Origin of the sequence: Pseudomonas sp. B19125, assembly GCF_044218855.1 — a bacterium.
Classification (GTDB): domain Bacteria; phylum Pseudomonadota; class Gammaproteobacteria; order Pseudomonadales; family Pseudomonadaceae; genus Aquipseudomonas; species Aquipseudomonas edaphica.
In genome coordinates this window covers 1020576-1046293 of sequence record NZ_CP162589.1, presented here as the reverse complement: position 1 = coordinate 1046293, position 25718 = coordinate 1020576, and the positions used below count along the sequence as shown (strand labels likewise).

At 59.5% G+C, this 25718-nt stretch carries 24 protein-coding genes, 1 tRNA gene and 1 pseudogene; 17 read left to right on the top strand and 9 right to left on the bottom strand.

The features are described from left to right. Positions 1 to 3 precede the first annotated feature (3 nt). On the top strand, positions 4 to 1233 hold the full coding sequence (locus tag AB4P96_RS04685) for a multifunctional CCA addition/repair protein (RefSeq protein ID WP_169987485.1): 1230 nt from the start codon (positions 4 to 6) through the stop codon (positions 1231 to 1233). A gap of 180 nt (positions 1234 to 1413) precedes the next feature. Here the strand turns inward: AB4P96_RS04685 and folK are convergent, their stop codons facing one another. Together folK and folB are read right to left on the bottom strand one after the other, a co-directional pair. Then, entirely contained in the window at positions 1414 to 1932 is a 519-nt protein-coding gene (gene folK / locus AB4P96_RS04680; protein WP_138449758.1) for a 2-amino-4-hydroxy-6-hydroxymethyldihydropteridine diphosphokinase, read from the bottom strand. Further along, complete coding sequence (gene folB, locus AB4P96_RS04675) at positions 1923 to 2276, bottom strand: dihydroneopterin aldolase (RefSeq protein ID WP_017138053.1); 354 nt, start codon at positions 2274 to 2276, stop codon at positions 1923 to 1925. Before folB ends, folK begins: the two co-directional genes overlap by 10 nt. Before the next feature lie 73 nt (positions 2277 to 2349). On the opposite strand from folB, the gene plsY reads away from it, so the two are divergent. After that, positions 2350 to 2919 carry a glycerol-3-phosphate 1-O-acyltransferase PlsY gene (gene plsY, locus AB4P96_RS04670; protein ID WP_395600550.1) on the top strand — a complete coding sequence of 190 codons (570 nt, stop codon included), beginning with the start codon at positions 2350 to 2352 and terminating at the stop codon, positions 2917 to 2919. 34 nt (positions 2920 to 2953) lie between these two features. On the opposite strand, the gene tsaD is transcribed toward plsY, so the two are convergent. Continuing rightward, positions 2954 to 3979, bottom strand: coding sequence for a tRNA (adenosine(37)-N6)-threonylcarbamoyltransferase complex transferase subunit TsaD (gene tsaD, locus AB4P96_RS04665; protein ID WP_017138051.1), 1026 nt, complete (start codon positions 3977 to 3979; stop codon positions 2954 to 2956). Positions 3980 to 4182: 203 nt separating this feature from the next. Between tsaD and rpsU the strand changes: the two genes are divergently transcribed. The 5 genes from rpsU (at position 4183) to AB4P96_RS04640 (ending at position 12712) form a co-directional block, all read left to right on the top strand. After that, positions 4183 to 4398, top strand: a complete 216-nt coding sequence (gene rpsU / locus AB4P96_RS04660; protein ID WP_002551877.1) for a 30S ribosomal protein S21 — start codon at positions 4183 to 4185, stop codon at positions 4396 to 4398. Between the two features lie 452 nt (positions 4399 to 4850). Continuing rightward, on the top strand, positions 4851 to 6821 hold the full coding sequence (dnaG, locus tag AB4P96_RS04655; RefSeq protein WP_017138050.1) for a DNA primase: 1971 nt from the start codon (positions 4851 to 4853) through the stop codon (positions 6819 to 6821). 67 nt (positions 6822 to 6888) lie between these two features. Next, positions 6889 to 8739 (top strand): RNA polymerase sigma factor RpoD, encoded by a 1851-nt coding sequence (rpoD, locus tag AB4P96_RS04650; protein ID WP_017138049.1) that lies wholly within the window; start codon positions 6889 to 6891, stop codon positions 8737 to 8739. 137 nt (positions 8740 to 8876) lie between these two features. Next, positions 8877 to 12620, top strand: coding sequence for an EAL domain-containing protein (locus AB4P96_RS04645; protein ID WP_395600549.1), 3744 nt, complete (start codon positions 8877 to 8879; stop codon positions 12618 to 12620). Between the two features lie 15 nt (positions 12621 to 12635). Continuing rightward, positions 12636 to 12712 (top strand) — tRNA-Ile (locus AB4P96_RS04640). Between the two features lie 48 nt (positions 12713 to 12760). Here AB4P96_RS04640 and AB4P96_RS04635 read toward each other — a convergent pair. Next, positions 12761 to 13162 (bottom strand): type II toxin-antitoxin system HicB family antitoxin, encoded by a 402-nt coding sequence (locus AB4P96_RS04635; protein WP_099550415.1) that lies wholly within the window; start codon positions 13160 to 13162, stop codon positions 12761 to 12763. A 46-nt stretch (positions 13163 to 13208) separates the two neighbouring features. Continuing rightward, positions 13209 to 13322, bottom strand: a pseudogene (locus AB4P96_RS04630) (type II toxin-antitoxin system HicA family toxin); the annotation flags it as partial. A 213-nt stretch (positions 13323 to 13535) separates the two neighbouring features. Between AB4P96_RS04630 and AB4P96_RS04625 the strand changes: the two are divergent. The 9 genes from AB4P96_RS04625 to pqqE all read left to right on the top strand — a co-directional run bounded on the left by AB4P96_RS04625 (position 13536) and on the right by pqqE (position 22418). Next, a complete protein-coding gene (locus AB4P96_RS04625) occupies positions 13536 to 13982 on the top strand; it encodes an Lrp/AsnC family transcriptional regulator (RefSeq protein WP_058420501.1) in 447 nt (148 codons plus the stop codon). Positions 13983 to 14149: 167 nt separating this feature from the next. Then, a complete protein-coding gene (locus AB4P96_RS04620; RefSeq protein WP_065929487.1) occupies positions 14150 to 15832 on the top strand; it encodes an NAD(P)/FAD-dependent oxidoreductase in 1683 nt (560 codons plus the stop codon). A 10-nt stretch (positions 15833 to 15842) separates the two neighbouring features. Further along, positions 15843 to 16637, top strand: a complete 795-nt coding sequence (locus AB4P96_RS04615) for a carbon-nitrogen hydrolase family protein (protein WP_017138045.1) — start codon at positions 15843 to 15845, stop codon at positions 16635 to 16637. A gap of 48 nt (positions 16638 to 16685) precedes the next feature. After that, entirely contained in the window at positions 16686 to 19043 is a 2358-nt protein-coding gene (pqqF, locus tag AB4P96_RS04610) for a pyrroloquinoline quinone biosynthesis protein PqqF (protein WP_395600548.1), read from the top strand. 158 nt (positions 19044 to 19201) lie between these two features. Then, positions 19202 to 19276, top strand: coding sequence for a pyrroloquinoline quinone precursor peptide PqqA (gene pqqA, locus AB4P96_RS04605; protein WP_003194766.1), 75 nt, complete (start codon positions 19202 to 19204; stop codon positions 19274 to 19276). Between the two features lie 71 nt (positions 19277 to 19347). Continuing rightward, positions 19348 to 20259 (top strand): pyrroloquinoline quinone biosynthesis protein PqqB, encoded by a 912-nt coding sequence (gene pqqB, locus AB4P96_RS04600; RefSeq protein ID WP_058420504.1) that lies wholly within the window; start codon positions 19348 to 19350, stop codon positions 20257 to 20259. A gap of 11 nt (positions 20260 to 20270) precedes the next feature. Continuing rightward, positions 20271 to 21023, top strand: a complete 753-nt coding sequence (gene pqqC, locus AB4P96_RS04595) for a pyrroloquinoline-quinone synthase PqqC (RefSeq protein WP_395600547.1) — start codon at positions 20271 to 20273, stop codon at positions 21021 to 21023. Continuing rightward, positions 21020 to 21295 (top strand): pyrroloquinoline quinone biosynthesis peptide chaperone PqqD, encoded by a 276-nt coding sequence (pqqD, locus tag AB4P96_RS04590; protein ID WP_395600546.1) that lies wholly within the window; start codon positions 21020 to 21022, stop codon positions 21293 to 21295. The genes pqqC and pqqD overlap by 4 nt, the downstream gene beginning before the upstream one ends. After that, positions 21288 to 22418: a pyrroloquinoline quinone biosynthesis protein PqqE gene (gene pqqE, locus AB4P96_RS04585; protein WP_017138040.1), complete on the top strand. Its 1131-nt coding sequence runs from the start codon at positions 21288 to 21290 to the stop codon at positions 22416 to 22418. The genes pqqD and pqqE overlap by 8 nt, the downstream gene beginning before the upstream one ends. A 5-nt stretch (positions 22419 to 22423) precedes the next feature. On the opposite strand, the gene AB4P96_RS04580 is transcribed toward pqqE, so the two are convergent. The 4 genes from AB4P96_RS04580 to AB4P96_RS04565 all read right to left on the bottom strand — a co-directional run bounded on the left by AB4P96_RS04580 (position 22424) and on the right by AB4P96_RS04565 (position 24501). Continuing rightward, the gene (locus AB4P96_RS04580) at positions 22424 to 22582 is read right to left on the bottom strand and encodes a YqaE/Pmp3 family membrane protein (protein ID WP_003194776.1); all 159 of its coding nucleotides are present in this window, start codon (positions 22580 to 22582) and stop codon (positions 22424 to 22426) included. A gap of 94 nt (positions 22583 to 22676) precedes the next feature. Beyond that, positions 22677 to 22997, bottom strand: a complete 321-nt coding sequence (locus AB4P96_RS04575) for a DNA-binding transcriptional regulator (protein ID WP_017138039.1) — start codon at positions 22995 to 22997, stop codon at positions 22677 to 22679. Continuing rightward, a complete protein-coding gene (locus AB4P96_RS04570; protein WP_395600545.1) occupies positions 22981 to 23136 on the bottom strand; it encodes a hypothetical protein in 156 nt (51 codons plus the stop codon). Before AB4P96_RS04570 ends, AB4P96_RS04575 begins: the two co-directional genes overlap by 17 nt. Positions 23137 to 23241: 105 nt before the next feature. Continuing rightward, positions 23242 to 24501 (bottom strand): aspartate aminotransferase family protein, encoded by a 1260-nt coding sequence (locus AB4P96_RS04565; RefSeq protein ID WP_017138038.1) that lies wholly within the window; start codon positions 24499 to 24501, stop codon positions 23242 to 23244. Between the two features lie 209 nt (positions 24502 to 24710). On the opposite strand from AB4P96_RS04565, the gene AB4P96_RS04560 reads away from it, so the two are divergent. Then, complete coding sequence (locus AB4P96_RS04560; protein ID WP_395600544.1) at positions 24711 to 25610, top strand: LysR family transcriptional regulator; 900 nt, start codon at positions 24711 to 24713, stop codon at positions 25608 to 25610. Positions 25611 to 25718 lie beyond the last annotated feature (108 nt).

Below are 25718 nucleotides of genomic sequence, written 5' to 3'. Positions count from 1 at the left end.
TTCATGAAAATCTACACAGTCGGCGGTGCGGTGCGTGATCGCCTGCTCGGCCTCAAGGTCACCGATATCGACCGCGTCGTGGTCGGTGCGACCACTGAAGAAATGCTCGCTAAAGGCTACAAGCCAGTCGGTGCTGACTTCCCGGTATTCCTGGACCCAAAGAACGGCGACGAATACGCCCTCGCCCGCACCGAACGCAAGAGTGGCCGGGGTTATGGCGGCTTTGTGTTTCACGCAAGCCCCGAGGTCACGCTGGAAGAAGACCTGATTCGCCGTGACCTGACCATCAACGCCATGGCCGAGGATGATGACGGCAACCTGACCGATCCCTATGGCGGCCAGAGCGACCTTGAAGCACGGATTCTGCGTCACGTTTCTCCCGCGTTCGCCGAAGATCCCCTGCGAGTGCTGCGTGTTGCACGCTTTGCTGCGCGTTACGCTCACTTGGGCTTTACCGTCGCCCCGCAAACCCTGGAACTGATGCGCCAACTCAGCGAGTCCGGCGAACTGCAAGCCTTGACCCCGGAACGCAGTTGGAAAGAAATTTCCAGGGCGCTGATGGAGGATCAGCCGCAGGTGTTTATTCAGGTACTGCGCGACTGCAACGCGCTGAAAACCCTGATGCCCGAAGTGAATGCACTGTTTGGCGTGCCACAACCCGAGGCCCATCACCCGGAAATCGACACCGGCATCCATACCCTTAGCGTGCTCGAGCAAGCCGCCTTGCATCAGCAGCCGCTGACCGTGCGCTGGGCCTGCCTGCTGCACGACCTGGGCAAAGGCCTGACGCCTGTGGATAAGTTGCCGCAGCATATTACCCACGAACACACGGGCTTGAAGCTGATCAAGGCGGTCAATGAACGCTTCAAGGTGCCGAAGGATTGCCAGGAACTGGCCCTGCTGGTCGGCCAATACCACACCCACGGCCACCGTGCGCTGGAGCTGAAAGCCTCGACGCTGCTGGAGTTGCTGCAAAGTTTTGACGTGTATCGCCGGCCGCAGCGCTTTGAAGAGTTTGTAGTGAGTTGCGAAATGGACGCCCGGGGCCGCAAGGGCCTGGAGCAGAGAAGTTATCCACAGGCGGATTATTTACGCGGCGCAGCCAAGGCCGCTCGCGAAGTACCGGTGGCGCCCTTGCTGGAGAAAGGTTTCAAAGGCCCGGAGCTGGGCGAGGCGCTCAAGCGTGAGCGGCTTAAGGTGCTCAAGGCCTACAAAGAGCAATACAACCTGTAGTCGTTACTCTTTGTGGCAGACGGGTTTGCATCAATGCCATTCAGTTAAGCGCAAAACGTGTGGGAGCGGGCTCGCCCGCGAAGACGTCGGCACAGTAAACATTGATGCTGACTGACCCACCGCTTTCGCGGGCAAGCCCGCTCCCACAGTTGAATCCGGTCAAGCCAGGCGCATCGGCGGCTACAGTAGATCCGCCGGGGTCAACTGCTGGCCCCGCCATTCAAACGCAACTGGCGCCAGCACCTGGTCGATCTGCGCATCGCGCCATAACTCGGCCATGGTCTTATCGACTTCAGGGTGGACACGATCGGGCGCCATCAACGACAACGGCCACAGCACAAAAGCATTCTTCAGGATCTCTGCGCGGGGCAGGATCAAACCATCGAAATTCCCCACCAGGTCACCGTACAGCAGCACGTCGATATCCAACGGCAGCCCTTTGCGGTCCGGGGCATAACGACCATTGTCAGCCTCGATGAATTTCAACCGACGATCCAGCTCCATCAACGGCAGGTCGGTATACGCCGACACAACAAGGTTGAAGAATGGCCCGCTCTTGATGCCCACCGGCTGGCTTTCAAACACCGCGGAGCAGCGTACATCGGTCAAGAAACTCGCCAACGCGTCCAAGCCGGCACACAGGTGCGGCTCGCGCTCGATATTGCTGCCAAGGCCAAGGTAAACCTGAGTTAGCGACATCCGCGCTCGATCTCCACGCCCACGCCTTTGGCAGCCGGTACGGCGCCGGGCTTGGTCAATTTGAGGTGCAGCCAGGGAATCTGGAATTCGTTCATCAGCACTTCGGCCAACCGCTCGGCAAAGGTTTCCACCAACTGGTATTGGGATTGCTCGGCAAAGGCCTGGATACGCGTGGACACACTGGCGTAATCCAGCGCCAGGGTCAGGTCGTCACCGGCAGCCGCCGGGCGATTGTCCCAGGCGAAGCTAAGGTCCAGGCGCAGGCATTGCTTGATGCCGCGCTCCCAGTCGTAGGCCCCGATTACGGTGTCGACTTCCAGGCCTTCGATAAACACTCTGTCCAAGCTCTTCTCCGCAGCACGACAAGGGCGCATTGCCCCGGTTAGAATCAGGGCGTCCTCGCCCGGAATAGTTAGCATGTTTTGGTTACTGGCGATTCTCGCCTACCTGCTCGGCTCGCTGTCCTTCGCCATTTTGCTCAGCCGCCTGACGGGAAATCCCGACCCGCGAATGAGTGGCTCAGGCAATGCCGGCGCCACCAATATGTTGCGCCTGGCCGGCAAGAAACTCGCCGTACTGACGCTGCTGGGTGACCTCTGCAAGGGCTTGTTGCCCGTACTGATCGCCGGCTTCGCCGGTCTTACCTTGCAACAGCAGGCCTGGGTGGGCGTGTGCGCCGTCCTGGGCCATCTGTTTCCGCTGTACTTCCGTTTTCGCGGCGGCAAAGGCGTCGCGACCGCGGCCGGCATGCTGCTGGGGGTTTACCCTCCGGCAGCGCTGCTGGCCGTGCTGGCCTGGCTGCTGACGTTCTACCTGACCCGCACCAGCTCGCTGGCCGCACTGATCGCCACGCCACTCACCCTGCCGCTGCTCGCCTGGCAGGCACCGGCGGCGTTGCTGCCGATGAGCGTACTGACACTGCTGATCGTGTGGCGCCACCGCGGCAATTTACGCGACCTGTTTGCCGGGCGCGAACGGCATTTTTAAATACCGTTGATGAGCCCCGCGCAAGCCAAGCCACTTAAAGCGGTGAAAGCTGCTCCATCGGCCAGCGTGCCTGCACGCTGATCGCCAGGCTTTCGTGCTGCCCGGCCTGCAAGCGCTGGCAACCGGCGTAGGCAATCATTGCGCCGTTGTCGGTGCAAAACTCAGGGCGCGCGTAGAACACGTCACCCTTCATGTCGCCGAGCATTTTTTCCAGCGAGGTACGCAGCGCCTTGTTGGCGCTGACGCCGCCTGCGATCACCAGACGCTGCATGCCCGCCTGTTTCAGGGCGCGCTTGCACTTGATGGTCAAAGTCTCCACCACGGCCTGCTGGAACGCCAGCGCGATGTCGCAACGGGCTTGTTCACTGTCGTCCCCGGCGCTGACGCTTTGCTGCCAGGTGTTCAGTGCGGAGGTTTTCAAGCCGCTGAAACTGAACATCAGGCCTGGGCGGTCGCACATCGGGCGCGGGAAGGTGTAGCGGCCCGGCACACCTTTTTCGGCCAGCCGCGCGATTTCCGGGCCACCGGGATAATTGAGGCCCATCATCTTCGCAGTTTTGTCGAAAGCTTCGCCGGCGGCGTCGTCCAGCGACTCACCCAAAAGCGTGTATTGGCCGATTCCATCCACCTGAACCAACTGCGTGTGACCACCGGAAACCAACAAAGCGACGAACGGGAACTGCGGCGGTGTTTTTTCCAGCATCGGTGCCAGTAAATGGCCTTCCATATGGTGCACGCCGAGGGCTGGAATACCCCAGGCAAATGCCAGCGCCTGGGCGCAAGAGGCCCCAACCAGAAGGGCTCCAACCAATCCGGGGCCTGCGGTATAAGCGATCGCGTCGATCTCGGTCGGCACGCAGCCGGCCTCGTCCAATACCTGGCGAATCAAGGGCAGCATGCGCTTGACGTGATCTCGGCTGGCCAGCTCCGGCACCACCCCGCCATAGGCGCGGTGCAGGTCGATCTGACTGAACAGTGCATCGGCCAAAAGCCCGCGTTCACTGTCGTAAAGTGCGACACCGGTTTCGTCGCAGGAGGTTTCAAGTCCCAGTACTAGCATGGGTTTGCGCCTTGTAGAGGCTGAATTCGAAGGCGCGCATAATAGTCGCCACTCCCCCTCCCGACTAGCGGTTTTCGATCAGAGGCTTTGCATTCCGGTCAATGAGGGGTTAACATCCGCAACCCTTAAAAACCGACGACCTCAGCCGCGAATTTTTTGCGACGAGAACGTTGATTCCCGGTAATGAAAGAAGGTAGCTCTGGATGCCAGCCGTCAAAGTAAAAGAGAACGAACCCTTCGACGTAGCTCTGCGTCGTTTCAAGCGCTCCTGCGAAAAAGCCGGTGTTCTGGCTGAAGTTCGTAGCCGCGAATTTTATGAGAAGCCAACTTCTGAGCGTAAGCGTAAAGCAGCAGCCGCTGTTAAGCGTCACGCCAAGAAAGTTCAGCGCGAACAGCGCCGCGCCGTTCGTCTGTACTAATACACAGACTTACGTAGCAAGCTTCTGCCAAGCCCGGCCCTCAGCCGGGCTGTTGGCATTTGCGGATATCGCTTGATGCTTCACCGTCGACGCCGCACACGCGACCGAGACACTGCTTCACACGTCAGGACTGGCTCTTCTGCCAGCGGTGCGCGTCTCTTCTGACGAGCCTAACAAGGCTACTGACGAGCACACCCCTTTTTCTTGCAACACAGATTCTACAAACAGACGATCAACTGTGTCGGCTGTGCCCATCAAGGCTTTTCCGAGGCTGCTATTGGCCAACACCGGACGCCAGGGCAACATTTCCAAGCCGAAGACTGATACAAACTAACGTCAGTGAATGCTCGGCAGATACACTCCCCATGCAAACGATAGATGTTCGAGCACTCGATACGTGCGCTTGATCACTTCACGGGCCCTCATTTACACGCAGTGATGACGAGAACGCCATGGCCGGGCTGATTCCCCAGAGTTTTATTGACGACCTTCTTAACCGCACCGACATCGTCGATGTTGTCAGCTCGCGCGTGCAAATGAAGAAGGCCGGCAAGAACTACACCGCCTGCTGCCCGTTCCACAAAGAAAAAACCCCGTCATTCAGCGTCAGCCCCGACAAGCAGTTCTACTACTGCTTCGGTTGCGGCGCGGGCGGCAATGCCCTCGGCTTTATCATGGACCACGACAACCTGGACTTCCCCCAGGCTGTCGAGGAACTGGCCAAAGCCGCCGGCATGGAAATCCCCCGCGAAGAAAGTGGCCGCTCGCACAAACCGCGTCAACCCACTGATTCGCCGCTGTACCCGCTGCTGACGGCCGCTGCCGACTTCTACCGTCAGGCGCTTAAAAGCCATCCGCAGCGCAAGGCCGCCGTCGAGTACCTCAAGGGTCGCGGCCTCACCGGTGAGATCGCCCGGGATTTTGGCCTGGGCTTCGCCCCGCCGGGCTGGGACAACCTGTACAAGCATCTGAGCAGCGATACGCTGCAGCAGAAGGCCATGATCGATGCCGGTCTACTCGTGGAAAACGCCGAGACCGGCAAGCGCTATGACCGCTTCCGCGACCGCGTGATGTTTCCGATCCGCGACAGCCGTGGCCGCATCATCGCTTTTGGTGGCCGGGTGCTCGGGGACGACAAGCCTAAATACCTGAACTCCCCGGAAACCCCGGTATTTCACAAGGGCCAGGAACTCTACGGCCTGTTTGAAGCGCGCAAAAACAATCGCAACCTCGATGAAATCATCGTGGTGGAAGGCTACATGGACGTCATTGCCCTGGCGCAGCAAGGCCTGCGCAATGCCGTCGCTACCCTGGGCACCGCCACCAGCGAAGAGCACATGAAGCGCCTCTTTCGCGTGGTGCCCAGCGTGCTGTTCTGTTTTGACGGCGACCAGGCCGGCCGTAACGCCGCCTGGCGTGCTCTCGAAGCCACGCTGTCGAGCCTGCAGGACGGGCGCCGCGCGCGCTTTCTGTTCCTGCCCGAAGGCGAAGACCCGGACACCCTGGTGCGCTCCGAAGGCACCGACGCCTTCCGCGCCCGCATCAATCAACACGCACAGCCGCTGGCGGACTATTTCTTCCAGCAGTTAACCGAAGAAGCCGACCCGCGCTCCCTCGAAGGCAAGGCCCACATGGCCACCCTCGCAGCGCCGCTGATCGACAAAGTGCCAGGCGCCAACCTGAAGTCACTGATGCGCATGCGCCTGCTGGAAATCACCGGCCTGAGTGGCGAGGCCGTCAGCCAGCTGGTGCATAGCGCACCGCAGGAAGCCCCACCGGCCTACGACCCAGGCATGGATTACGACGCCATGCCGGACTATTCCGACTTCCACCAACCGCAGGAGGCCTATGCGCCCCAGCAGGAGTGGACACCGAAGAAACCCGGCGCCGGCGGTAAAAAATGGGACAAGAAACCCTGGAACAAGAACGGCAAACGCGGTGACCGCGACGAGGCATACGCGCCGCGAACTCCTGTCGCCGTCGAAGCTCCAACGCTCATTGCGCTGCGAACACTTATTCACCACCCGCAATTGGCAAAAAAAGTTGAGAGCGCCGATCACTTTGCCAACGAGAGCAACACGTATGCTCAGGTACTGATCGCCTTGATTGAGGCGGTACAGAAAAATCCTAAGCTAAACTCAATTCAATTGATGGCTCGTTGGCACGGCACCGAACAAGGACGCTTGCTTAAAGCACTGGCGGAAAAGGAGTGGCTAATTGACGGCGACAACCTTGAACAACAGTTTTTAGACACCATTACTAGGTTATCCGCAGGTCAGCACACGCAGACCCTGGATGAGCTGATCAAGCGTGCAAGGCAGCCGGGATTGTCGGCTGAAGAGCAAATTCAGATAGCAAAACAGATGCGCGACCTCTTAAAACAGAATGTTTGTACATCTAACCCGACCTCAGCTGGCGTGTGAGGTCATAGCTCGGGTATAATCCTCGGCTTGTTTTTTGCCCGCCAAGACCTTCAGTGGATAGGGTGTTATGTCCGGAAAAGCGCAACAACAGTCTCGTATTAAAGAGTTGATCACCCTTGGTCGTGAGCAGAAATATCTGACTTACGCAGAGGTCAACGATCACCTGCCTGAGGATATTTCAGATCCTGAGCAGGTGGAAGACATCATCCGCATGATTAATGACATGGGGATCCCCGTACACGAGAGTGCTCCGGATGCGGACGCCCTTATGTTGGCCGACTCCGATACCGACGAGGCAGCTGCTGAAGAAGCGGCTGCTGCGCTGGCAGCGGTGGAGACCGACATCGGTCGTACGACTGACCCTGTGCGCATGTATATGCGTGAAATGGGTACCGTCGAGCTGCTGACACGTGAAGGCGAAATCGAAATCGCCAAACGTATTGAAGAGGGTATCCGTGAAGTGATGGGCGCAATCGCGCACTTCCCTGGCACGGTTGACCACATTCTCTCCGAGTACACTCGCGTCACCACCGAAGGTGGCCGCCTGTCTGACGTTCTGAGCGGCTACATCGACCCGGACGACGGCATTGCGCCGCCTGCCGCCGAAGTACCGCCGCCCGTCGATGCGAAAGCCGCGAAGGCTGACGACGACACCGAAGACGACGATGCTGAAGCCAGCAGCGACGACGAAGATGAAGTTGAAAGCGGCCCGGACCCGATCATCGCGGCCCAGCGTTTCGGTGCGGTTTCCGATCAAATGGAAATCACCCGCAAGGCCCTGAAAAAGCACGGTCGCTCCAACAAGCTGGCGATTGCCGAGCTCGTGGCCCTGGCTGAGCTGTTCATGCCGATCAAGCTGGTACCGAAGCAATTCGAAGGCCTGGTTGAGCGTGTTCGCAGTGCCCTTGAACGTCTGCGTGCGCAAGAACGCGCAATCATGCAGCTATGTGTACGTGATGCACGTATGCCGCGGGCTGACTTCCTGCGCCAGTTCCCGGGCAACGAAGTAGACGAAAGCTGGACCGACGCACTGGCCAAAGGCAAGGCGAAATACGCCGAAGCCATTGGTCGCCTGCAGCCGGACATCATCCGTTGCCAGCAGAAGCTGACCGCGCTTGAGACCGAAACCGGTCTGACGATTGCTGAAATCAAAGACATCAACCGTCGCATGTCGATCGGTGAGGCCAAGGCCCGCCGCGCGAAGAAAGAGATGGTTGAAGCGAACTTGCGTCTGGTGATCTCGATCGCCAAGAAGTACACCAACCGTGGTCTGCAATTCCTCGATCTGATCCAGGAAGGCAACATCGGCTTGATGAAGGCGGTGGACAAGTTCGAATACCGTCGCGGCTACAAGTTCTCGACTTATGCCACCTGGTGGATCCGTCAGGCGATCACTCGCTCGATCGCCGACCAGGCTCGCACCATCCGTATTCCGGTGCATATGATCGAGACGATCAACAAGCTCAACCGTATTTCCCGGCAGATGTTGCAGGAAATGGGTCGCGAACCGACCCCGGAAGAGCTGGGCGAACGCATGGAAATGCCTGAGGATAAAATCCGCAAGGTATTGAAGATCGCTAAAGAGCCGATCTCCATGGAAACGCCGATTGGTGATGACGAAGACTCCCACCTGGGTGACTTCATCGAAGACTCGACCATGCAGTCGCCAATCGATGTCGCCACTGTTGAGAGCCTTAAAGAAGCGACTCGCGACGTACTGTCCGGCCTCACTGCCCGTGAAGCCAAGGTACTGCGCATGCGTTTCGGCATCGACATGAATACCGACCACACCCTTGAGGAAGTCGGTAAGCAGTTTGACGTGACCCGCGAGCGGATCCGTCAGATCGAAGCCAAGGCGCTGCGCAAGTTGCGCCACCCGACGCGAAGCGAGCATCTGCGCTCCTTCCTCGACGAGTGATACCAGAACCCCCGGCCCAGGCCGGGGGTTTTGTTTTCCATAGATTACTTTCTATGGATTAACTTCCCCCGCAACACCCCCTCCCCCGCAATGCCCGTCTACACTCGAAACATTCCCCGTGCCATAACGAGACCGTTATGCCCAGACTGCCGACCGTGATACTGCTGTCGCTGCTCGCCTGGACCGCAACGGCTGGCGCGTTGACTCTTACTGATGATGAGCGTGGCTGGCTGGCGGACCATCAGGAGCTGCGCCTGGGGGTGGACGCTTCTTGGCCGCCCTTCGAATACCGTGATGAAAATGGCCGTTATCAAGGCCTCGCAGCCGACTATGTACGCCTGATCCAGGACCGCCTGGGCGTGCGGATCAAGCTCATCGAGCCGGAAAACTGGACCGCCGTGCTCGAACAGGCGAAAAACAACCAGCTCGACCTGTTGCCCGGCATCATGTCGACGCCCGAACGCCAGAATTACCTGGCCTTTACACGTCCGTACCTGGATTTCCCGATCGTCATCCTCGCCCATGAGGGCGGCGCGAAACCTCGCAACCTTAAAGACCTGTACGGCCTGAAGATCGCCGTGGTGGAAAACTACGCGCCGCACGAATTACTGCGCACCCACCATCCCGACCTCAACCTGGTGGCCATGCCGAACGTCAGCTCGACGCTGCAAGCCCTGGCCACCGATGAAGTGGATGCGGTTGTCGGCGACCTCGCCTCCAGCGTCTGGAGCCTGCGCCAGCTCAAGCTGGATGGTTTATACGTCAGCGGCGAAACGCCCTATCGGTACCAGTTGGCGATGGGCGTGCCGCGCGACCAGAAAATACTGGTGGGCATCCTGGACAAAGTCCTCGCTGACCTCAGCTCCGACGAAACCGACGCGATCCAGCAACACTGGGTCGGCAGCTTCACCGATCACCGCACCTTCTGGGCCGACTTGCTGATGTACGGCCTGCCGACGGTGCTGCTGCTGAGCACCGTGTTGGCCATCGTGATTCGCATCAACCGCCGGCTCAGCTCGGAAATTGCCCGGCGAGTCGCCCTTGAGCAAGAGTTGCGCAGCAGCGAATACCACTATCGCGGCCTGGTCGAGAGCCTGTCCGCGATTGCCTGGGAAGCCAGCATCACCGACTTCACCTACAGCTACGTTTCGCCCCACGCCGAAGACTTGCTGGGCTATCCCCGCGCCCATTGGCTGATTCCAGGCTTCTGGCGCAACATCATCCACCCTGCCGACCTGACCCGAGCGGAGGCATTCTGCTTCCAGGAAACCCGCGCCAACCGCGATCACAGCCTCGATTATCGAGTGATTACCGCCGACGGCCGTTGCTTGTGGGTGCGCGATATCGTCAGCCTGATCGAGCACGGCCATGAGCCGGTGTTGCGCGGTTTGATGATCGATATCAGCGAAGCCAAGCGCACAGAGGAGGCTTTGCAGCTTTCCGAAGAGAAGTTTGCCTCGGTGTTTCAGCAATGCCCGGACATCCTGGTCATCGCCCGCCTCTCTGATGGCTGCCTGCTGGAGGTGAACAAGGCATTCGAGGACCAGATTGGGCTAAGCGCCGAACAAGTCGTGGGCAAAACCGCCACCGAGCTGAACATCTGGGGCATTCAAGGCGTCGGCCCCGACCTGCTGCAACGTGTGCAGACCACCAGCATCCGCAACCTGGAAATGCCATTTCTGCGCAGCAATGGCCAGGCGTTTACCGGGCTGATCTCCGCCGAACCGTTCCAACTCGACACCACAGAAGCCTTGGTGGTGGTGGTGCGTGACATCACCCAACTCAAGGAAACCCAGCAACTGCTGCAAACCTCCGAAGAGAAATTCGCCAAGGCCTTCCACGCCTCACCCGACGGTTTGCTGCTCAGCCGCCAACGCGATGGGCTTTTGATTGAAGTGAACGAAGGCTTCACCCGCCTGACGGGATTTAGCAGTGCGAACTCGCTCGACCAGTCGACCCTGGACCTGGGCATCTGGGTCGACCTCAACGAACGCAAGCACATGCTGGAACTGATGCAACGCGACGGTTTTGTGCGTGACTTCGTCTGCCATATCCGCCGCGCCGACGGTTTGATTCGCCTGTGCGAAGTCTCCAGCCGGCCGCTGCCCATCGGCGAGGATGACTGCATGCTGACCATCGCCCGTGACATCACCGAACGCCAAGTGATGCAGGAAAAACTGCAACAGGCCGCCACGGTGTTCGAGAGCACGGCCGAAGGGGTATTGATCACCGACACCCGGCAGAACATCAGCGCCGTCAACCGCGCTTTCAGCGAGATCACCGGCTACAGCGAAGCCGAAGCCCTTGGCAGCACGCCGCGCCTGCTCGCCTCCGGCCTGCATGACAGCGCGTTCTATGCGGCGATGTGGCATCAATTGACGGCCCACGGCCACTGGCAGGGCGAGATTTCCAACCGCCGCAAAAACGGCGAGCTATACCCCAGCTGGCTGACCATCAGCGCCGTGCGTAACCGCGACCAGTTGATCACACACTTTGTTGCCGTGTTTGCCGATATCTCCAGTCTCAAGCACGCCCAGGCTCGCCTCGATTATCAGGCACACCACGACCCACTGACCGGTCTGCCCAACCGCACCCTGTTTGAAAGCAGACTGCAAGCCGCCCTCACCAGCCAGGAAGAAACCGGTCACCAAGGCGCCGTGCTGTTCCTCGACCTGGACCGGTTCAAGCATATCAACGACAGCCTCGGCCACCCCGTCGGCGACCTGCTGCTCAAGGACATCGCCGTGCGCCTCAAGGAGCAACTGCGCGACATCGACACCGTGGCACGCCTGGGCGGCGACGAATTCATCATCCTGCTGCCCGGCCTGCAACAAGCCAGCGATGCCGAACACCTGGCCAATAAACTGCTCGCCTGCTTCACCCCGCCGTTCCAGGCCGGCGAGCATGAGTTCTTTATCAGCGCCAGCATCGGCACCAGCCTCTATCCACAGGACGGTGCCGACGTCGCTACCTTGGTCAAAAACGCCGATGCCGCGATGTACCGCTCCAAGGCCAAAGGCCGCAACCGTGTCGAGAGCTACACTCGCGACCTCACCGCCCAGGCCAACGAACGCGTGGCCCTCGAGCACGAACTGCGCCGTGCCATCGAGCGTGAAGAGCTGTTTCTGTACTACCAACCGAAGCTCAGCCTGGTCACCCAGGAACTGATCGGCGCCGAAGCATTGATTCGCTGGCACCACCCGACCTTTGGCGACGTGCCGCCGGAACACTTCATCGCCCTGGCCGAGGAGAACGGCACGATCCTGCAGATTGGCGACTGGGTACTGGAACAGGCCTGCCGTCAGATGCACACCTGGAAACGCGCCTTCAACGATTTCGGCCCGCTGTCAGTCAACCTCGCCGGCGCACAACTGCGTCACCCCAACCTGCTCGCGCGCATCGAACAACTGTTGCACGACTACCACTTGGAGCCCGGTTGCCTGCAACTGGAGATCACCGAAAACTTCATCATGAGCCAGGCCGAAGAAGCCCTCGAAGTGCTGCACCAACTCAAGCACCTGGGCGTGCAACTGGCCATCGATGACTTCGGCACCGGCTATTCTTCACTCAGTTACCTCAAGCGCCTGCCACTGGACTTCCTCAAGATCGACCAGTCTTTCGTGCGCGGCCTGCCCGACGACCCCCACGACGCCGCCATCGTGCGCGCCATCATCGCCCTGGGCCACAGCATGCAATTCACCATCATTGCCGAAGGCGTGGAAAACCCCGCACAACAAGCCTTCCTGGCCGCCGAAGGCTGCGAACAGATGCAAGGCTACATCGTCAGCCTGCCGCTGCCGCCGGAGCTTTTTGCCGAGACTTTTCTTCATATGCGGGTTTCAGACTTTTCGGATGGCACAGCACGGAAACCGTCGCTATAATCCGCGTCCTACTGAGGGCCTATAGCTCAGTTGGTTAGAGCAGAGGACTCATAATCCTTTGGTCGTAGGTTCGAGTCCTACTGGGCCCACCAAACAAGAAAGCCGCGCACTGCGCGGCTTTTTCGTGTCTGGCATTCGACTCAAACGGCCAGTTCACGCAGCGCTGCTGTCGCCAAAAACCCTGACCGCGATGCATAGCGATGATCCTTCTGCACTCGCTCATCAATGCGGTGCAACAACTGCTCCGGCAAAGAAGCGTTGAACCGCACCGACTTACCCAAGTACGGAGTCAAGTCAAAGTCGACAATCGCCCATACGCCACCGGCGTAATCCGGATTGTCCAGATGAACATCCACCTCTTGGGCCTGAGGAAGTTTTTCTTCGTCGGCGACCAACCCTTCGAGATGCAGCGCCAGCGCTTCCCGAACATTATCCAACGCCTCGGAAAACGAAGCGCCTGCCGAGAAGCAGCCTGGTACGTCCGGAACGGTCACGCTGTAGTCCGAGTCGGCGTCTTTGTGTACTACCACTGGGAATTTCATTGGTCATCCTCTGAACGAACTCCACCGAGCCCATCCAATTCCTCAGTCAAGCTCTACAGTTGAGGCCTGCTGATTTGAAAATACTGTGCAAGGTGCCCTTGGCAATCTCTGACTTGGGATGAGGCACGGTTACACGTCCTCGCTTTTCAGGGTGTTTGTATACACACAAGACACACCTATAAAAAAGTCTTCTCACCCTTAAAGCAGACCTGTGTGATGAGATGATGGCGACGTATTAGCCCTTTTAACCAGCGAACTTCTGTCAGTTTTTGTGCCCACTCCCAATCACACTCATCGCAGCACCGTTCACCTCCTTGCCAACACAAGCCTGTAATATATCCGCGCACTGCCCCTACACACCGGAGCCCCACCCTTGCCCGCCCTCGACGAAATCGATCGCCAACTGATCGCCGCCTTGCAGATTAACGCCCGCGAAAGCGTGGCCATGCTTGCCCGGCAGTTGGGCATTGCGCGCACCACGGTGACCTCGCGCCTGGCGCGCCTGGAGAAAACCCAGGTGATCACCGGTTATGGCGTGCGCCTCGGGCAGCGTGTGGTCGACGGGGGTTTGCAGGCGTATGTCGGCATCACCGTTCAAGCGCGCTCGGGCAAGGAAGTGCTGCGCCGGTTGAGCGCCATGGCGCAGGTGCAGCAATTGTGTGCGGTGAGTGGCGAGTTTGATTACGTGGCCTGGCTGCGCACTGATTCGCCGGAACAGCTGGACCAGTTGCTGGACCAGATCGGCAGCGTCGAGGGCGTGGAAAAAACCACCACGTCGATCATCCTCAGTAACAAATTGGACCGTGGTCAGCCAGTTTGACCAGCCACTTCGTCATTCTGACTAAAAACAATTCAATCCGACGACACATTGCGTCTTAATAACGAACGCTACGCTCCCTAAACTGGCTGCCATCTTTTCCTATACTCAACGGGCCGAATCCCGCCGAGTCGTCAGTAAGGTCAGCCATGAGCATTCCGTCCAGCACCATCAGCAAGACCAATCGCCATCCCGCCGACGGTAAAAAACCTATCACCATCTTTGGCCCGGATTTTCCGTTTGCCTTTGATGACTGGATCGAACACCCGGCTGGCCTGGGCAGTATTCCCGCGGCCAACCATGGCGCGGAAGTGGCGATTGTGGGAGCCGGGATCGCAGGGCTGGTGGCGGCTTACGAGCTGATGAAGCTGGGCCTCAAGCCGGTGGTATACGAGGCCTCGAAGATGGGCGGGCGTTTGCGCTCCCAGGCCTTTGAAGGCGCCGAAGGCATCATCGCCGAGCTGGGCGGCATGCGTTTTCCGGTATCGTCCACTGCGTTCTACCACTATGTGGACAAGCTGGGCCTGGAGACCAAACCTTTTCCCAACCCACTGACACCGGCTTCCGGCAGCACCGTGGTCGACCTCGAAGGCCAGACCCACTACGCACAAAAACTCTCGGACCTGCCGGTGCTGTTCCAGGAAGTTGCCGATGCCTGGGCGGATGCGCTGGAGGCCGGCTCGCAGTTCGGTGATATCCAGCAAGCCATTCGCGATCGCGACGTGCCACGCCTCAAGGCGCTGTGGAACAAGCTGGTACCGCTGTGGGACGACCGCACCTTCTATGACTTCGTCGCCACTTCCAAGGCGTTCGCCAAACTGTCGTTCGCGCACCGCGAAGTGTTTGGCCAGGTGGGTTTCGGCACTGGCGGCTGGGACTCGGATTTCCCCAACTCGATGCTGGAAATCTTCCGCGTGGTGATGACCAACTGCGACGATCACCAACACCTGGTGGTTGGCGGCGTAGCGCAAGTGCCCATGGGCATATGGCGCCATGTGCCGGAGCGTTGCGCCCATTGGCCCGCCGGCACCAGCCTCAGCTCGCTGCATCGCGGCGCGCCACGGGCGGGGGTAAAACGCATTGCCCACGCTGCCGATGGCCGCTTTGCGGTCACCGACAACTACGGTGACACCCGCGAATACGCCGCCGTGTTGACCACCTGTCAAAGCTGGCTGCTGACCACCCAGATCGAATGCGACGAAACCCTGTTTTCGCAAAAAATGTGGATGGCTCTGGACCGCACGCGCTACATGCAGTCGTCGAAAACCTTCGTGATGGTCGACCGCCCGTTCTGGAAAGACAAGGACCCGGAGACCGGCCGCGACCTGATGAGCATGACCCTCACCGATCGCCTCACCCGTGGCACCTATCTGTTCGACAACGGTGACGACAAGCCAGGCGTGATTTGCCTGTCGTATTCGTGGATGAGCGACGCGCTGAAAATGCTCCCGCAGCCCATCGACAAGCGGGTGAAACTGGCCCTCGACGCGCTGAAAAAGATCTACCCGAAAGTCGATATCAAGGCGCGCATCATCGGCGACCCGATCACCGTGTCCTGGGAAGCCGACCCGCATTTCCTCGGCGCCTTCAAAGGCGCGTTGCCCGGCCACTATCGCTACAACCAGCGCATGTATGCGCACTTTATGCAGAAGGACATGCCCGCCGAACAGCGTGGGATTTTTATCGCCGGTGACGACGTATCCTGGACGCCTGCGTGGGTCGAGGGCGCGGTGCAAACCTCGCTGAATGCGGTATGGGGCATCATGACCCACTTCGGCGGCAGCACTCACCCCGAAAACCCGGGCCCAGGTGATGTCTTTGACGAAATCGGCCCGATCGCCCTGGCCGATTAAGGAGTTGAGCATGCGTGTCGCCCTGTACCAATGCCCACCGCTGCCGCTGGATGTGGCCGGCAACCTCAAGCGCCTGCACCAATTGGCGCATGAAGCCACCGGTGCTGATGTGCTGGTGCTGCCGGAGATGTTCCTCAGCGGCTACAACATCGGTGCCGAAGCGGTGGGTGCACTGGCCGAAGCCCAGGATGGGCCGTCGGCTCAGGCGATTGCCGAGCTGGCCAAAAGCGCCGGCCTGGCCATTCTCTACGGTTACCCGGAGCGGGCTGAGGACGGGCAGATCTACAACGCCGTGCAGTTGATCGATGCCCACGGCCAGCGCCTGTGCAACTACCGCAAGACTCATCTGTTTGGCGACCTGGACCACTCGATGTTCAGCGCCGGGGAAGATGATTTCCCGCTGGTGGAGCTTAACGGCTGGAAGCTCGGGTTTTTGATCTGCTACGACCTGGAGTTCCCGGAAAACACCCGACGCCTGGCCCTGGCCGGCGCCGAGGTAATCCTGGTGCCGACGGCCAATATGGTGCCGTTCGACTTTGTTGCCGACGTGACCGTGCGGGCGCGGGCCTTTGAAAACCAGTGCTATGTGGCCTACGCCAACTACTGCGGGCACGAAGGCGAGATTCAGTACTGCGGGCAAAGCAGTATTGCTGCGCCCAATGGCCAGCGAATCGCCCAGGCGGGGCTGGATGAATCGTTGATCGTCGGTACGCTGGATCGCCAGTCGATCCTGGATGCCCGCGCTGCCAATCACTACCTGCAAGACCGTCGCCCAGAGCTGTACGGCGCGCTGCACAAGCCCTGAGCCAGACGGTTTGTTAGCATAGGCACATCCTACGTTTCGGAAGTGCCCATGCCTGCGCCGGCCCACCCTCATCACCTTGACTTGACCCTGGCCAACGGCCTGCGGGTTTCCTTGCGCCATGCGCCACGCTTGAAGCGTTGCGCCGCGATGTTGCGCGTGGCCGCCGGCAGCCATGACGTGCCACTCGCGTGGCCGGGCTTGGCGCATTTTCTTGAGCATTTGCTGTTTCTCGGCACTGCGCGTTTTCCCACAAGCGAAGGCTTGATGGCCTACGTGCAGCGCCAGGGTGGGCAGGTCAACGCCAGCACCCGCGAGCGCACCACGGACTTTTTCTTTGAATTGCCGGTGCCAACCTTTGCCGATGGGCTGGAGCGGCTGGCGGATATGCTCACCCATCCGCGCCTGACGATTGAAGACCAACTGCGTGAGCGCGAAGTGCTGCAAGCGGAGTTTGTGGCCTGGTCCCAGGATGCCAAGGCGCAGCAGCAGGTTGCGCTGCTGGAAGGCTTGGCGGCGGACCATCCGCTGCGCGGTTTTCATGCCGGTAATCGGGATAGCCTGCCGGTTGAGCGTGAGGCGTTTCAGCAGGCATTGAAGGAATTCCATACCAGGTTCTATCAGAGCGGGCAGATGACGTTACACCTTGCCGGCCCGCAACCATTGGAAGAACTGCAAGCGTTGGCCCAGCGTTTCAGCGACGAATTGGCCACTGGCCCTCAGTACCCACAGGCTGCGCCGCCTGCGCTGATGCTCGGCCACGCCCAGGGCTTTCAACACATCGCCGATGACCACCTGCACCACGTCATCACCTGTGACGCGCCTCGCCAAGCGCTGGCGTTTCTCTGCACCTGGCTCAATGCTACGGCGCCGGGTGGTTTACTGGCTGAGCTGAAAGCGCGAAAACTGGCCAATGCCATGCAGGCGACCGTGCTTTATGCGTTTGCCGGGCAAGCCGTATTGGATATCGACGTTACCCTCGATACTCAAGACGATTCGGCTACGCAAATCGAAGCGTTGCTGCACGACTGGCTGAGCTTTTTCGCACACAGCGATTGGACACCTTTACGCGAAGAGTTCGCCTTGCTGAACGCTCGCCAGCAGCAGACCCAAAGTGCCTTGGCATGGGTGCGAAACGAAAGTGAAGACCTGTCGGAACAGGGCGTCGTCGCACTCAAAAAACTGTTGGATTCACTGCACCTCAAACCGGCCAGACAGGCTTGGCAGTTACCGCCGAACAACCCATTCCTGCGCCCGCCCACCAAAGAACAACGCGCCGGACTGATCCGCGGCCAGACCAGCGCCCATCGTGGTTTGCGCACCTTCGCGCAAGACCGCTCCCGGGGCCGTCGTGAGGTGTCGGCGCTGACATTCAGCCAGGCATTGGCGGATGACACCGATGAAGGCGCGCTGTATCTGCAATGGCAGTTTGATAACGCCGCGCCCGTGGGGTTGGAAAATACATTACAGCCATTGCGCGAGAATGCCCGGCAGGCCGGAGTTGAGTTGTCTTTCGAAACGATCGGCAATGATTTCCTGGTGAAAATGGTCGGTCTTCATCAGCCCATGCCGGCTGTTCTGGACGTATTGGCGCAAAGCTTAAGCCTGCCACAAGACGCCGCACCCGCCGCGACACCGATGATCGCCATCCGAGAGTTGCTCAAGGCGCTGCCCGTTTGCTGCACCGACACTCACTCCGGGCCAGCTTCATGGGCGACGGCTCGATGGCATGGGCTCGGCTTTGGATTGCCGGCCGCTTGTGAAGCCGCGATCAAAATTGCCGCAGCGCGGCTGCCTGGGCAGGCGGCAAGCATTGAACACACACCGCCAACCCTCGACGGCCGGAAGCTCTGGCAGGCGATAAATACAGACTCCAATGAAGCCGCTTTACTACTGTTTTGCCCAGCACCGACGCCAGCCTTGGCCGACGAAGCCGCCTGGCGACTGCTTGGGCATCTGCTGCACGGGCCGTTTTACCAGCGCCTGCGGGTTGATCTGCAAATCGGCTACGCGGTCTTCAGCGGCATCCGACAGGTCAACGGGCAAACCGGGCTGCTGTTTGGTGTGCAGTCCCCCAGCGTTTCACTGAGCGTGATCGTCGATCACCTGCAGACCTTTCTGAAGCAATTACCGTCGTTAATCGACAGCAGCCCAGACCTGGGCAACCAGACCCTGGCGCAGCAATTCAGTGCCCAGCAACTGCCGCTCAACCAAGCCGCCGAACTGCTGTGGCAGGCTTACTTGGCGGGCCATCCGTCGGGTTACCTGGACCTGCTACAACAGTTGATACAAAACCGCACACGCGAGGATCTGCAGCGCGCCGCTCAGCAACTCAACGATGCCTCAGGCGGCTGGCGTTGCGTGGCCAACGGCCCGCGAATCAACGACTCCTGGCAACCGGCAGGCTGATCATTGCCAACCCTGCAACAGGCTTTTTCCGTCAAGACAGCGCTAACTTGAAAAGAATTGCGTAATATTCATACGCAATATCTGAACATCTCCAATAGGAGGTGGACTATATGTATTACTTGGTAGTGAACGTCCCATCCCTTGGTAGGAGTATGAATATGACCTGGTCCAAACCCGCTTACACTGATCTGCGTATCGGTTTCGAAGTCACCATGTACTTCGCCAGCCGTTGATTGGCTGAGTAATACAACGCCTCGGTTCGCCCGGGGCGTTTTTGTTTTGAGCTTTGCGTGATGGAGCAATCATGTTTGTCCAGATTCTAGGTTCCGCCGCCGGCGGTGGCTTCCCGCAGTGGAACTGCAACTGCGTGAACTGCGCAGGCTTTCGCGACGGCAGCCTGCGCGCCCAGGCGCGTACCCAGTCGTCCATCGCGATCTCCGACGATGGCGTGAACTGGGTGCTGTGCAATGCTTCGCCGGATATCCGTGCGCAACTGCAAGGCTTTGCGCCGATGCAACCCGGCCGCGCGCTGCGCGATACCGGCATCAGCGCAATTATCCTGATGGACAGCCAGATCGACCACACCACCGGCCTGTTGAGCTTGCGCGAAGGTTGCCCGCATCAGGTGTGGTGCACTGACATGGTCCATGAAGACCTGAGCACCGGTTTCCCGCTGTTCACCATGTTGACCCACTGGAACGGCGGCCTGGCTTGGAACCGTATCGAGTTGGACGCCAGCTTCACGATCCCGGCCTGCCCGAATTTGCGCTTCACCCCGCTGCCCTTGCGTAGCGCCGCGCCGCCCTACTCGCCGCACCGCTTTGACCCGCACCCAGGCGATAACATCGGCCTGATCGTCGAGGACCTGCGCACCGGCGGCAAGCTGTTCTATGCGCCGGGCCTGGGCAAAGTCGACGCGCCGCTGCTGGAAATCATGGCGGGCAGCGACTGCCTGTTGGTGGACGGCACGATGTGGGACGACGATGAAATGCAGCGCCGTGGCGTCGGCACGCGCACCGGCCGCGAGATGGGCCACCTGGCGCAGAGCGGCCCCGGCGGCATGCTCGAAGTACTGGAGCAGCTACCCAAGCAGCGCAAAGTGCTTATCCACATCAACAACACCAACCCGATCCTCGACGAAGACTCCCCCGAGCGCGCCGAGCTGGTGCGGCGCAATGTCGAAGTGGCTTACGACGGCATGAGCATTGAATTGTAGGAGCAGACGAAGTGACTGACACACCGTTGACCACCGCCGAGTTCGAAGCCGCCCTGCGGGCCAAAGGCGCCTTCTACCATATCCATCACCCGTACCACGTGGCGATGTATGAAGGCCGCGCCACCCGCGAGCAGATCCAGGGCTGGGTCGCCAACCGTTTCTACTATCAGGTGAACATCCCGCTCAAAGACGCCGCGATCCTGGCCAACTGCCCGGACCGCGAGATCCGCCGTGAGTGGATCCAGCGTCTGCTCGACCACGACGGCGCGCCCGGTGAAGACGGCGGTATCGAAGCCTGGTTGCGCCTGGGCCAGGCGGTTGGCCTCGACCCCGAACAGTTGCGCTCCCAGGAGCTGGTGCTGCCCGGCGTACGGTTTGCGGTGGATGCCTATGTCAACTTTGCCCGCCGCGCCAGCTGGCAAGAAGCTGCCAGCAGCTCGCTGACCGAACTGTTTGCGCCGCAGATCCACCAGTCGCGCCTCGACAGCTGGCCGCAGCACTATCCGTGGATCGACCCGGCCGGTTATGAGTATTTCCGCACCCGCCTCGGCCAGGCCCGTCGCGACGTAGAGCATGGTTTGGCGATCACGCTGCAGCACTACACCACTCGCGAAGGCCAGGAACGCATGCTGGAAATCCTGCAGTTCAAACTCGACATTCTGTGGAGCATGCTGGATGCCATGAGCATGGCCTACGAACTCAAACGCCCGCCGTATCACAGCGTGACCGAGCAGCGGGTCTGGCATAAAGGGATCACCCTATGAGCTTTGATCGCAGCAAAACACCAACCTGGCGCCAGGGCTATCGTTTCCAGTACGAGCCCGCGCAAAAAGGCCACGTGTTGCTCTACCCCGAAGGCATGATCAAGCTCAACGACAGCGCCGCATTGATTGGTGGCTTGATCGACGGCGAGCGCGACGTAGCGACGATCATCGCCGAGCTGGATAAGCAATTCCCCGGCGTACCTGAGCTCGGTCAAGACATCGAGCAATTCATGGAGGTCGCCCGTGCTGAGCACTGGATCGAACTTGCCTGAAAAGCCACCGATTGGCCTGCCACTGTGGTTGCTTGCCGAGCTGACTTACCGCTGCCCGTTGCAGTGCCCGTATTGCTCCAATCCGCTGGATTTTGCCGAGCAGGGTAAAGAGCTGAGCACCGAGCAGTGGATCAAGGTGTTTCGCGAAGCGCGGGAAATGGGCGCTGCGCAACTGGGGTTTTCCGGCGGTGAACCGCTGGTGCGCCAGGACCTTGCCGAACTGATCGCCGAGGCGCGCAAGCTGGGTTTCTACACTAACCTGATCACCTCGGGCATCGGTCTCACCGAGCAGAAGATCAGCGACTTCAAGAAGGCGGGCCTGGACCACATCCAGATCAGCTTCCAGGCCAGCGATGAACAGGTGAACAACCTGCTCGCCGGCTCGAAAAAAGCCTTCGCGCAAAAGCTGGAAATGGCCCGCGCGGTGAAGGCCCACGGCTATCCGATGGTGCTGAATTTCGTTACCCATCGGCACAATATCGACAAGATCGACCGCATTATCGAACTGTGCATCGCACTGGAGGCAGACTTCGTCGAACTCGCCACTTGCCAGTTCTACGGCTGGGCGCAACTCAACCGTGTGGGCTTGCTGCCGACCCAGGAACAACTGGTACGCGCCGAACGCATCACCAACGAATACCGCGCCAAGCTCGAAGCCGAAGGCCACCCGTGCAAGCTGATATTCGTGACACCGGATTACTACGAGGAACGCCCGAAAGCCTGCATGAACGGCTGGGGCAGCATCTTTCTGACAGTGACTCCGGACGGCACCGCCCTGCCTTGCCACGGCGCCCGACAGATGCCGGTGCAATTTCCCAATGTGCGCGACCACAGCATGCAGCACATCTGGTACGACTCGTTTGGCTTCAACCGCTTTCGCGGCTACGACTGGATGCCCGAGCCGTGCCGTTCATGCGATGAAAAGGAAAAGGACTTCGGCGGCTGCCGTTGCCAGGCGTTCATGCTCACGGGCGACGCGAGCAATGCCGACCCGGTGTGCAGCAAGTCCGAGCAGCACGGCATCATCCTCAAGGCGCGGGAAGAAGCCGAGCATGCCACCCAGACCATCGAGCAGTTGGCCTTTCGCAACGAGCGCAACTCACGGCTCATTGCAAAAGGCTGACGGCCTCAGCGCTTGGCGATGATGTACACCGCGTGGATGATGCCGGGGAAGTAACCGCACAGGGTCAGCAGGATGTTCAGCCAGAACGCCCCGCCGAAACCCACTTGCAGGAACACACCCAGTGGCGGCAGCAGAATGGCGATGATGATACGAATAATGTCCATGGGTCAGCTCCAAAAAATCGGCTCGTGTGAGCCGTGTAGCTAATCGACCTTGGGTGTTCGTGAGGGTTCAGTGGAATCTGGCATTGGGCCATCTTCAGGCCAGAATCTCCAGGCCGTGTTTCTGTACGATGCTCAGTAACTTGAGCGCCATGCCGCTGGGTTGTTTTTCGCCGGACTCCCACTTTTTCACGGTGGAGGCGCTGGTGTTGAGGTAGCGAGCGAAAACGGGCTGACTGACATGACTGCTTTCACGCAGCTGCTTGATCTGCTCGGCCGGAATTTGTTCAGGGACGGCCGATAAGCACGCTTCGTCATATTCTCGGAGGGTGGTTTTGCTGATTGCTCCAATTGAATGAAGTGCTACGGCAGATTTATGAATCGACTCCAGCGCTTCACTTTCATATTTTTTGATCATGATGAATATCCACAAACTCCCTTAAATCCAGTAATTGCTGGACTTGTGTGTCGTTTAAGCTTTCATAAGTTTTTGCCATCGCCCGAAACCAAATCAAATCTTTTTGACTGATAAAGCCATTGTTTTCACGGATGCTCAATCAACGTTTTCAATCCAAAAATTTCACGAACAAAAAAACGCCCCCAGCCAAAAGAATCAGGCTGGAGGCGCCGCGTATGCCGCGAGACGGTTCAGGAATAAGAGGTTAAACGGCGATGCCCTTGCGACATTGCAGTTGGGCGGTACGCACGCGGGAGAACGCGCGCGCCAGGCGCAGGAGCATTTCGTCGATGTGGCTTTTGCTGATGTTCAAGGCTGGAGTAAAACGCAAACAGTCGGGTTTCGGCGCGGTCAGGAGCAAGTGTTCGTGCAATGCAGCCTTTACCACCGCATCCGCAGAATCATCTGACAGCGTCAGGCCCCACAGGAGTCCGTTGCCGCGTAGTTGCCCATGGCCGTATCGATAGGCCAGCCGGGCAAGGCCTTCTCCCAGGTACAGGCCGGATTCGCGTACCTGTTCAAGAAAACCGCTTTCCAACACGACGTCGAGTACGGCTGTACCGGCAGACGCCATCAAAGCATTGCCGTGATGCGTACCCTCCAGTTCCCCCGCTTCGAAACAACAAGCCTTGCCGCGCGCCAGCAACGCCGCCAACGGCACACCGCCGCCCAAGCCTTTGCCGAGGGTGATGATGTCAGCACGCACGCCGTACTGTTGTTCAGCCAGCAGGCTGCCGCAACGGCCAATGCCGGTTTGCACTTCATCGAGGATCAGCAGGATCCCCAGTTCGCGGCACAGGCGCTCGACGCCCTTCAAATAGTGCTCGGTAGCGGGAATGACGCCAGCTTCACCCTGGATCGGCTCCAACATGATGGCAACTGTTTGGGCATCGACGGCTGCATGCAGCGCCGGCAAATCGTTGAAGGGCACATGGCTGAAGCCCGATAGTTGCGGCTCAAAACGGTTGCCGCCAGCATTAGCCGAGGCTGCCAATGCCGCAAAGCTTCGACCATGACAACCGCTGCTGGCGCTGATGATGTGATAGGCACCACCGCGATGCAGCTGACCCCATTTACGCGCCAGTTTGATCGCGGCTTCACAGGCTTCCGAGCCGCTGTTGAGCAGGTAACCCTGGTCGCTGCCGGTGTGATCGCACAGCCGATCGACGAGGTTCAGTTGGGCGCGGTTGTGCAGGCCGTTGCCAGGGTTGATCAGCATATGAGTCTGATCGGCCAGGGCTTTGATCAATACCTGCGGGCTATGACCGAGGCTGTTGGCGGCGCTGCCCTGGCTGAAATCCAGATAGGCGCGCTCGTCGCTGTCCCAGAGCCAGGAGCCCTGGCCACGCACAAACACCTGCGCGGGCCTTGCCACAGTCGGCATCAGGGATTTACTGAAGCCGTCATGGCGCGCGTTCACGATCAAATCGTCCAGGCTCGGCGCAGGGCGACGAAACAGATTCACAGCTCACCCCCAATAGCAACCGGGCCTTGGTCGACGCCCCGTACAAACACACCCTTGAGGTTTTTTGCCTTGCCTATGTAAATGCTATCAACATAAACGCTGTTCATTGCCCGATCCGGCCCTGTAAGCCCTGCGAATAGGCGCTAGACTAGGCGTCCGAGGGGCCATCGGCCATTTCGATTTTCCAGCTTTTTCGATAAGTAAGTCTTATGGATTTCAAGCAACTGCGTTATTTCGTCGCGGTGTATGAGGAAGGCCACGTGGGCCGTGCCGCCGAGCGTTTGTCGATCTCGCAACCGGCCTTGTCGCAACAGATTCGCCAGCTGGAGCAGAACCTGGATGTCAGCCTGTTCGAGCGCAGCAGCAAGCGCCTGTTGCCGACACTGGCGGCACACACCTTGTACAACCACGCCTTGCCGCTGATCGACGGCATGCAGCAAGCCGTCGAGGCCTTGCGCAACTTCAAGGGCCAGGCGATGCGCACCTTGGCCATTGGCGTGCTGCAAACCGTGCACACCAGCCTGGTCCCGCAGATGCTCGAGCGCGTGCGCAAAGCCCAACCGCATCTGGTGGTGCAGATCTATGAGTTGACCGGGATTGAAATTGAGCGGCGTTTGCTCAACGGTTCGCTGGATATCGGCATCAGCTACTTGCCCCCCCGTCAGCCGGGGTTAACCGGCGTGTTGCTGTACGAAGATGAACTGAAGGTCGTCATCCCCGAAGACCATCCATTGCGGGAATTCAAGAAAGTCTCGCTGAAACAGGCGGCGGAGTTGCCGATGCTGCTGTTGGGGGAAGAGTTTCAGGTGCGCCAGATCTGGCAAGGCCAGTTATCCAATTTAGGACGACGGCCACAAGTGCAGGCGGAGTTGAATACGATGGCAGGGATTCTCGATAGCCTGCCTCATACCCAGCTCGTCACCGTATTGCCGGGGCGCTCCCAGGATGAACACAACAGCAAGGCACTGCTGTGGAAGCCCTTGAGTGAACCCAGGGTGCCGCTGAAAGTGGGGTTGGTATGCCGCGATGTGCAGCGCCAACAAGCGACGGTGGCGTTGTTGCGCACCCTGCTCGAAGACGTAATGAATGCCCCACAGGCAGGCGCCTGACTTTTTCGCGGGCAAAAGAAAACCCCGCCGAAGCGGGGCTTTGCAGACTGTTTCCCTGACATCCATTTCACTCCGCCATCCTGGCAGAATCCTACGTGTCCGTGTTGT

What these genes read in the sequence shown, in the direction of transcription:
- pqqF (WP_395600548.1), top strand. Translation starts at nt 16,686, where the DNA reads ATGCCTGCGCCGGCCCACCCTCATCACCTTGACTTGACCCTGGCCAAC.
- rpsU (WP_002551877.1), top strand. Translation starts at nt 4,183, where the DNA reads ATGCCAGCCGTCAAAGTAAAAGAGAACGAACCCTTCGACGTAGCTCTG.
- dnaG (WP_017138050.1), top strand. Translation starts at nt 4,851, where the DNA reads ATGGCCGGGCTGATTCCCCAGAGTTTTATTGACGACCTTCTTAACCGC.
- AB4P96_RS04635 (WP_099550415.1), bottom strand. Translation starts at nt 13,162, where the DNA reads ATGAAATTCCCAGTGGTAGTACACAAAGACGCCGACTCGGACTACAGC.
- AB4P96_RS04645 (WP_395600549.1), top strand. Translation starts at nt 8,877, where the DNA reads ATGCCCAGACTGCCGACCGTGATACTGCTGTCGCTGCTCGCCTGGACC.
- pqqD (WP_395600546.1), top strand. Translation starts at nt 21,020, where the DNA reads ATGAGCTTTGATCGCAGCAAAACACCAACCTGGCGCCAGGGCTATCGT.
- plsY (WP_395600550.1), top strand. Translation starts at nt 2,350, where the DNA reads ATGTTTTGGTTACTGGCGATTCTCGCCTACCTGCTCGGCTCGCTGTCC.
- rpoD (WP_017138049.1), top strand. Translation starts at nt 6,889, where the DNA reads ATGTCCGGAAAAGCGCAACAACAGTCTCGTATTAAAGAGTTGATCACC.
- folK (WP_138449758.1), bottom strand. Translation starts at nt 1,932, where the DNA reads ATGTCGCTAACTCAGGTTTACCTTGGCCTTGGCAGCAATATCGAGCGC.
- AB4P96_RS04560 (WP_395600544.1), top strand. Translation starts at nt 24,711, where the DNA reads ATGGATTTCAAGCAACTGCGTTATTTCGTCGCGGTGTATGAGGAAGGC.
- AB4P96_RS04615 (WP_017138045.1), top strand. Translation starts at nt 15,843, where the DNA reads ATGCGTGTCGCCCTGTACCAATGCCCACCGCTGCCGCTGGATGTGGCC.
- pqqB (WP_058420504.1), top strand. Translation starts at nt 19,348, where the DNA reads ATGTTTGTCCAGATTCTAGGTTCCGCCGCCGGCGGTGGCTTCCCGCAG.
- AB4P96_RS04580 (WP_003194776.1), bottom strand. Translation starts at nt 22,582, where the DNA reads ATGGACATTATTCGTATCATCATCGCCATTCTGCTGCCGCCACTGGGT.
- tsaD (WP_017138051.1), bottom strand. Translation starts at nt 3,979, where the DNA reads ATGCTAGTACTGGGACTTGAAACCTCCTGCGACGAAACCGGTGTCGCA.
- AB4P96_RS04685 (WP_169987485.1), top strand. Translation starts at nt 4, where the DNA reads ATGAAAATCTACACAGTCGGCGGTGCGGTGCGTGATCGCCTGCTCGGC.
- AB4P96_RS04575 (WP_017138039.1), bottom strand. Translation starts at nt 22,997, where the DNA reads ATGATCAAAAAATATGAAAGTGAAGCGCTGGAGTCGATTCATAAATCT.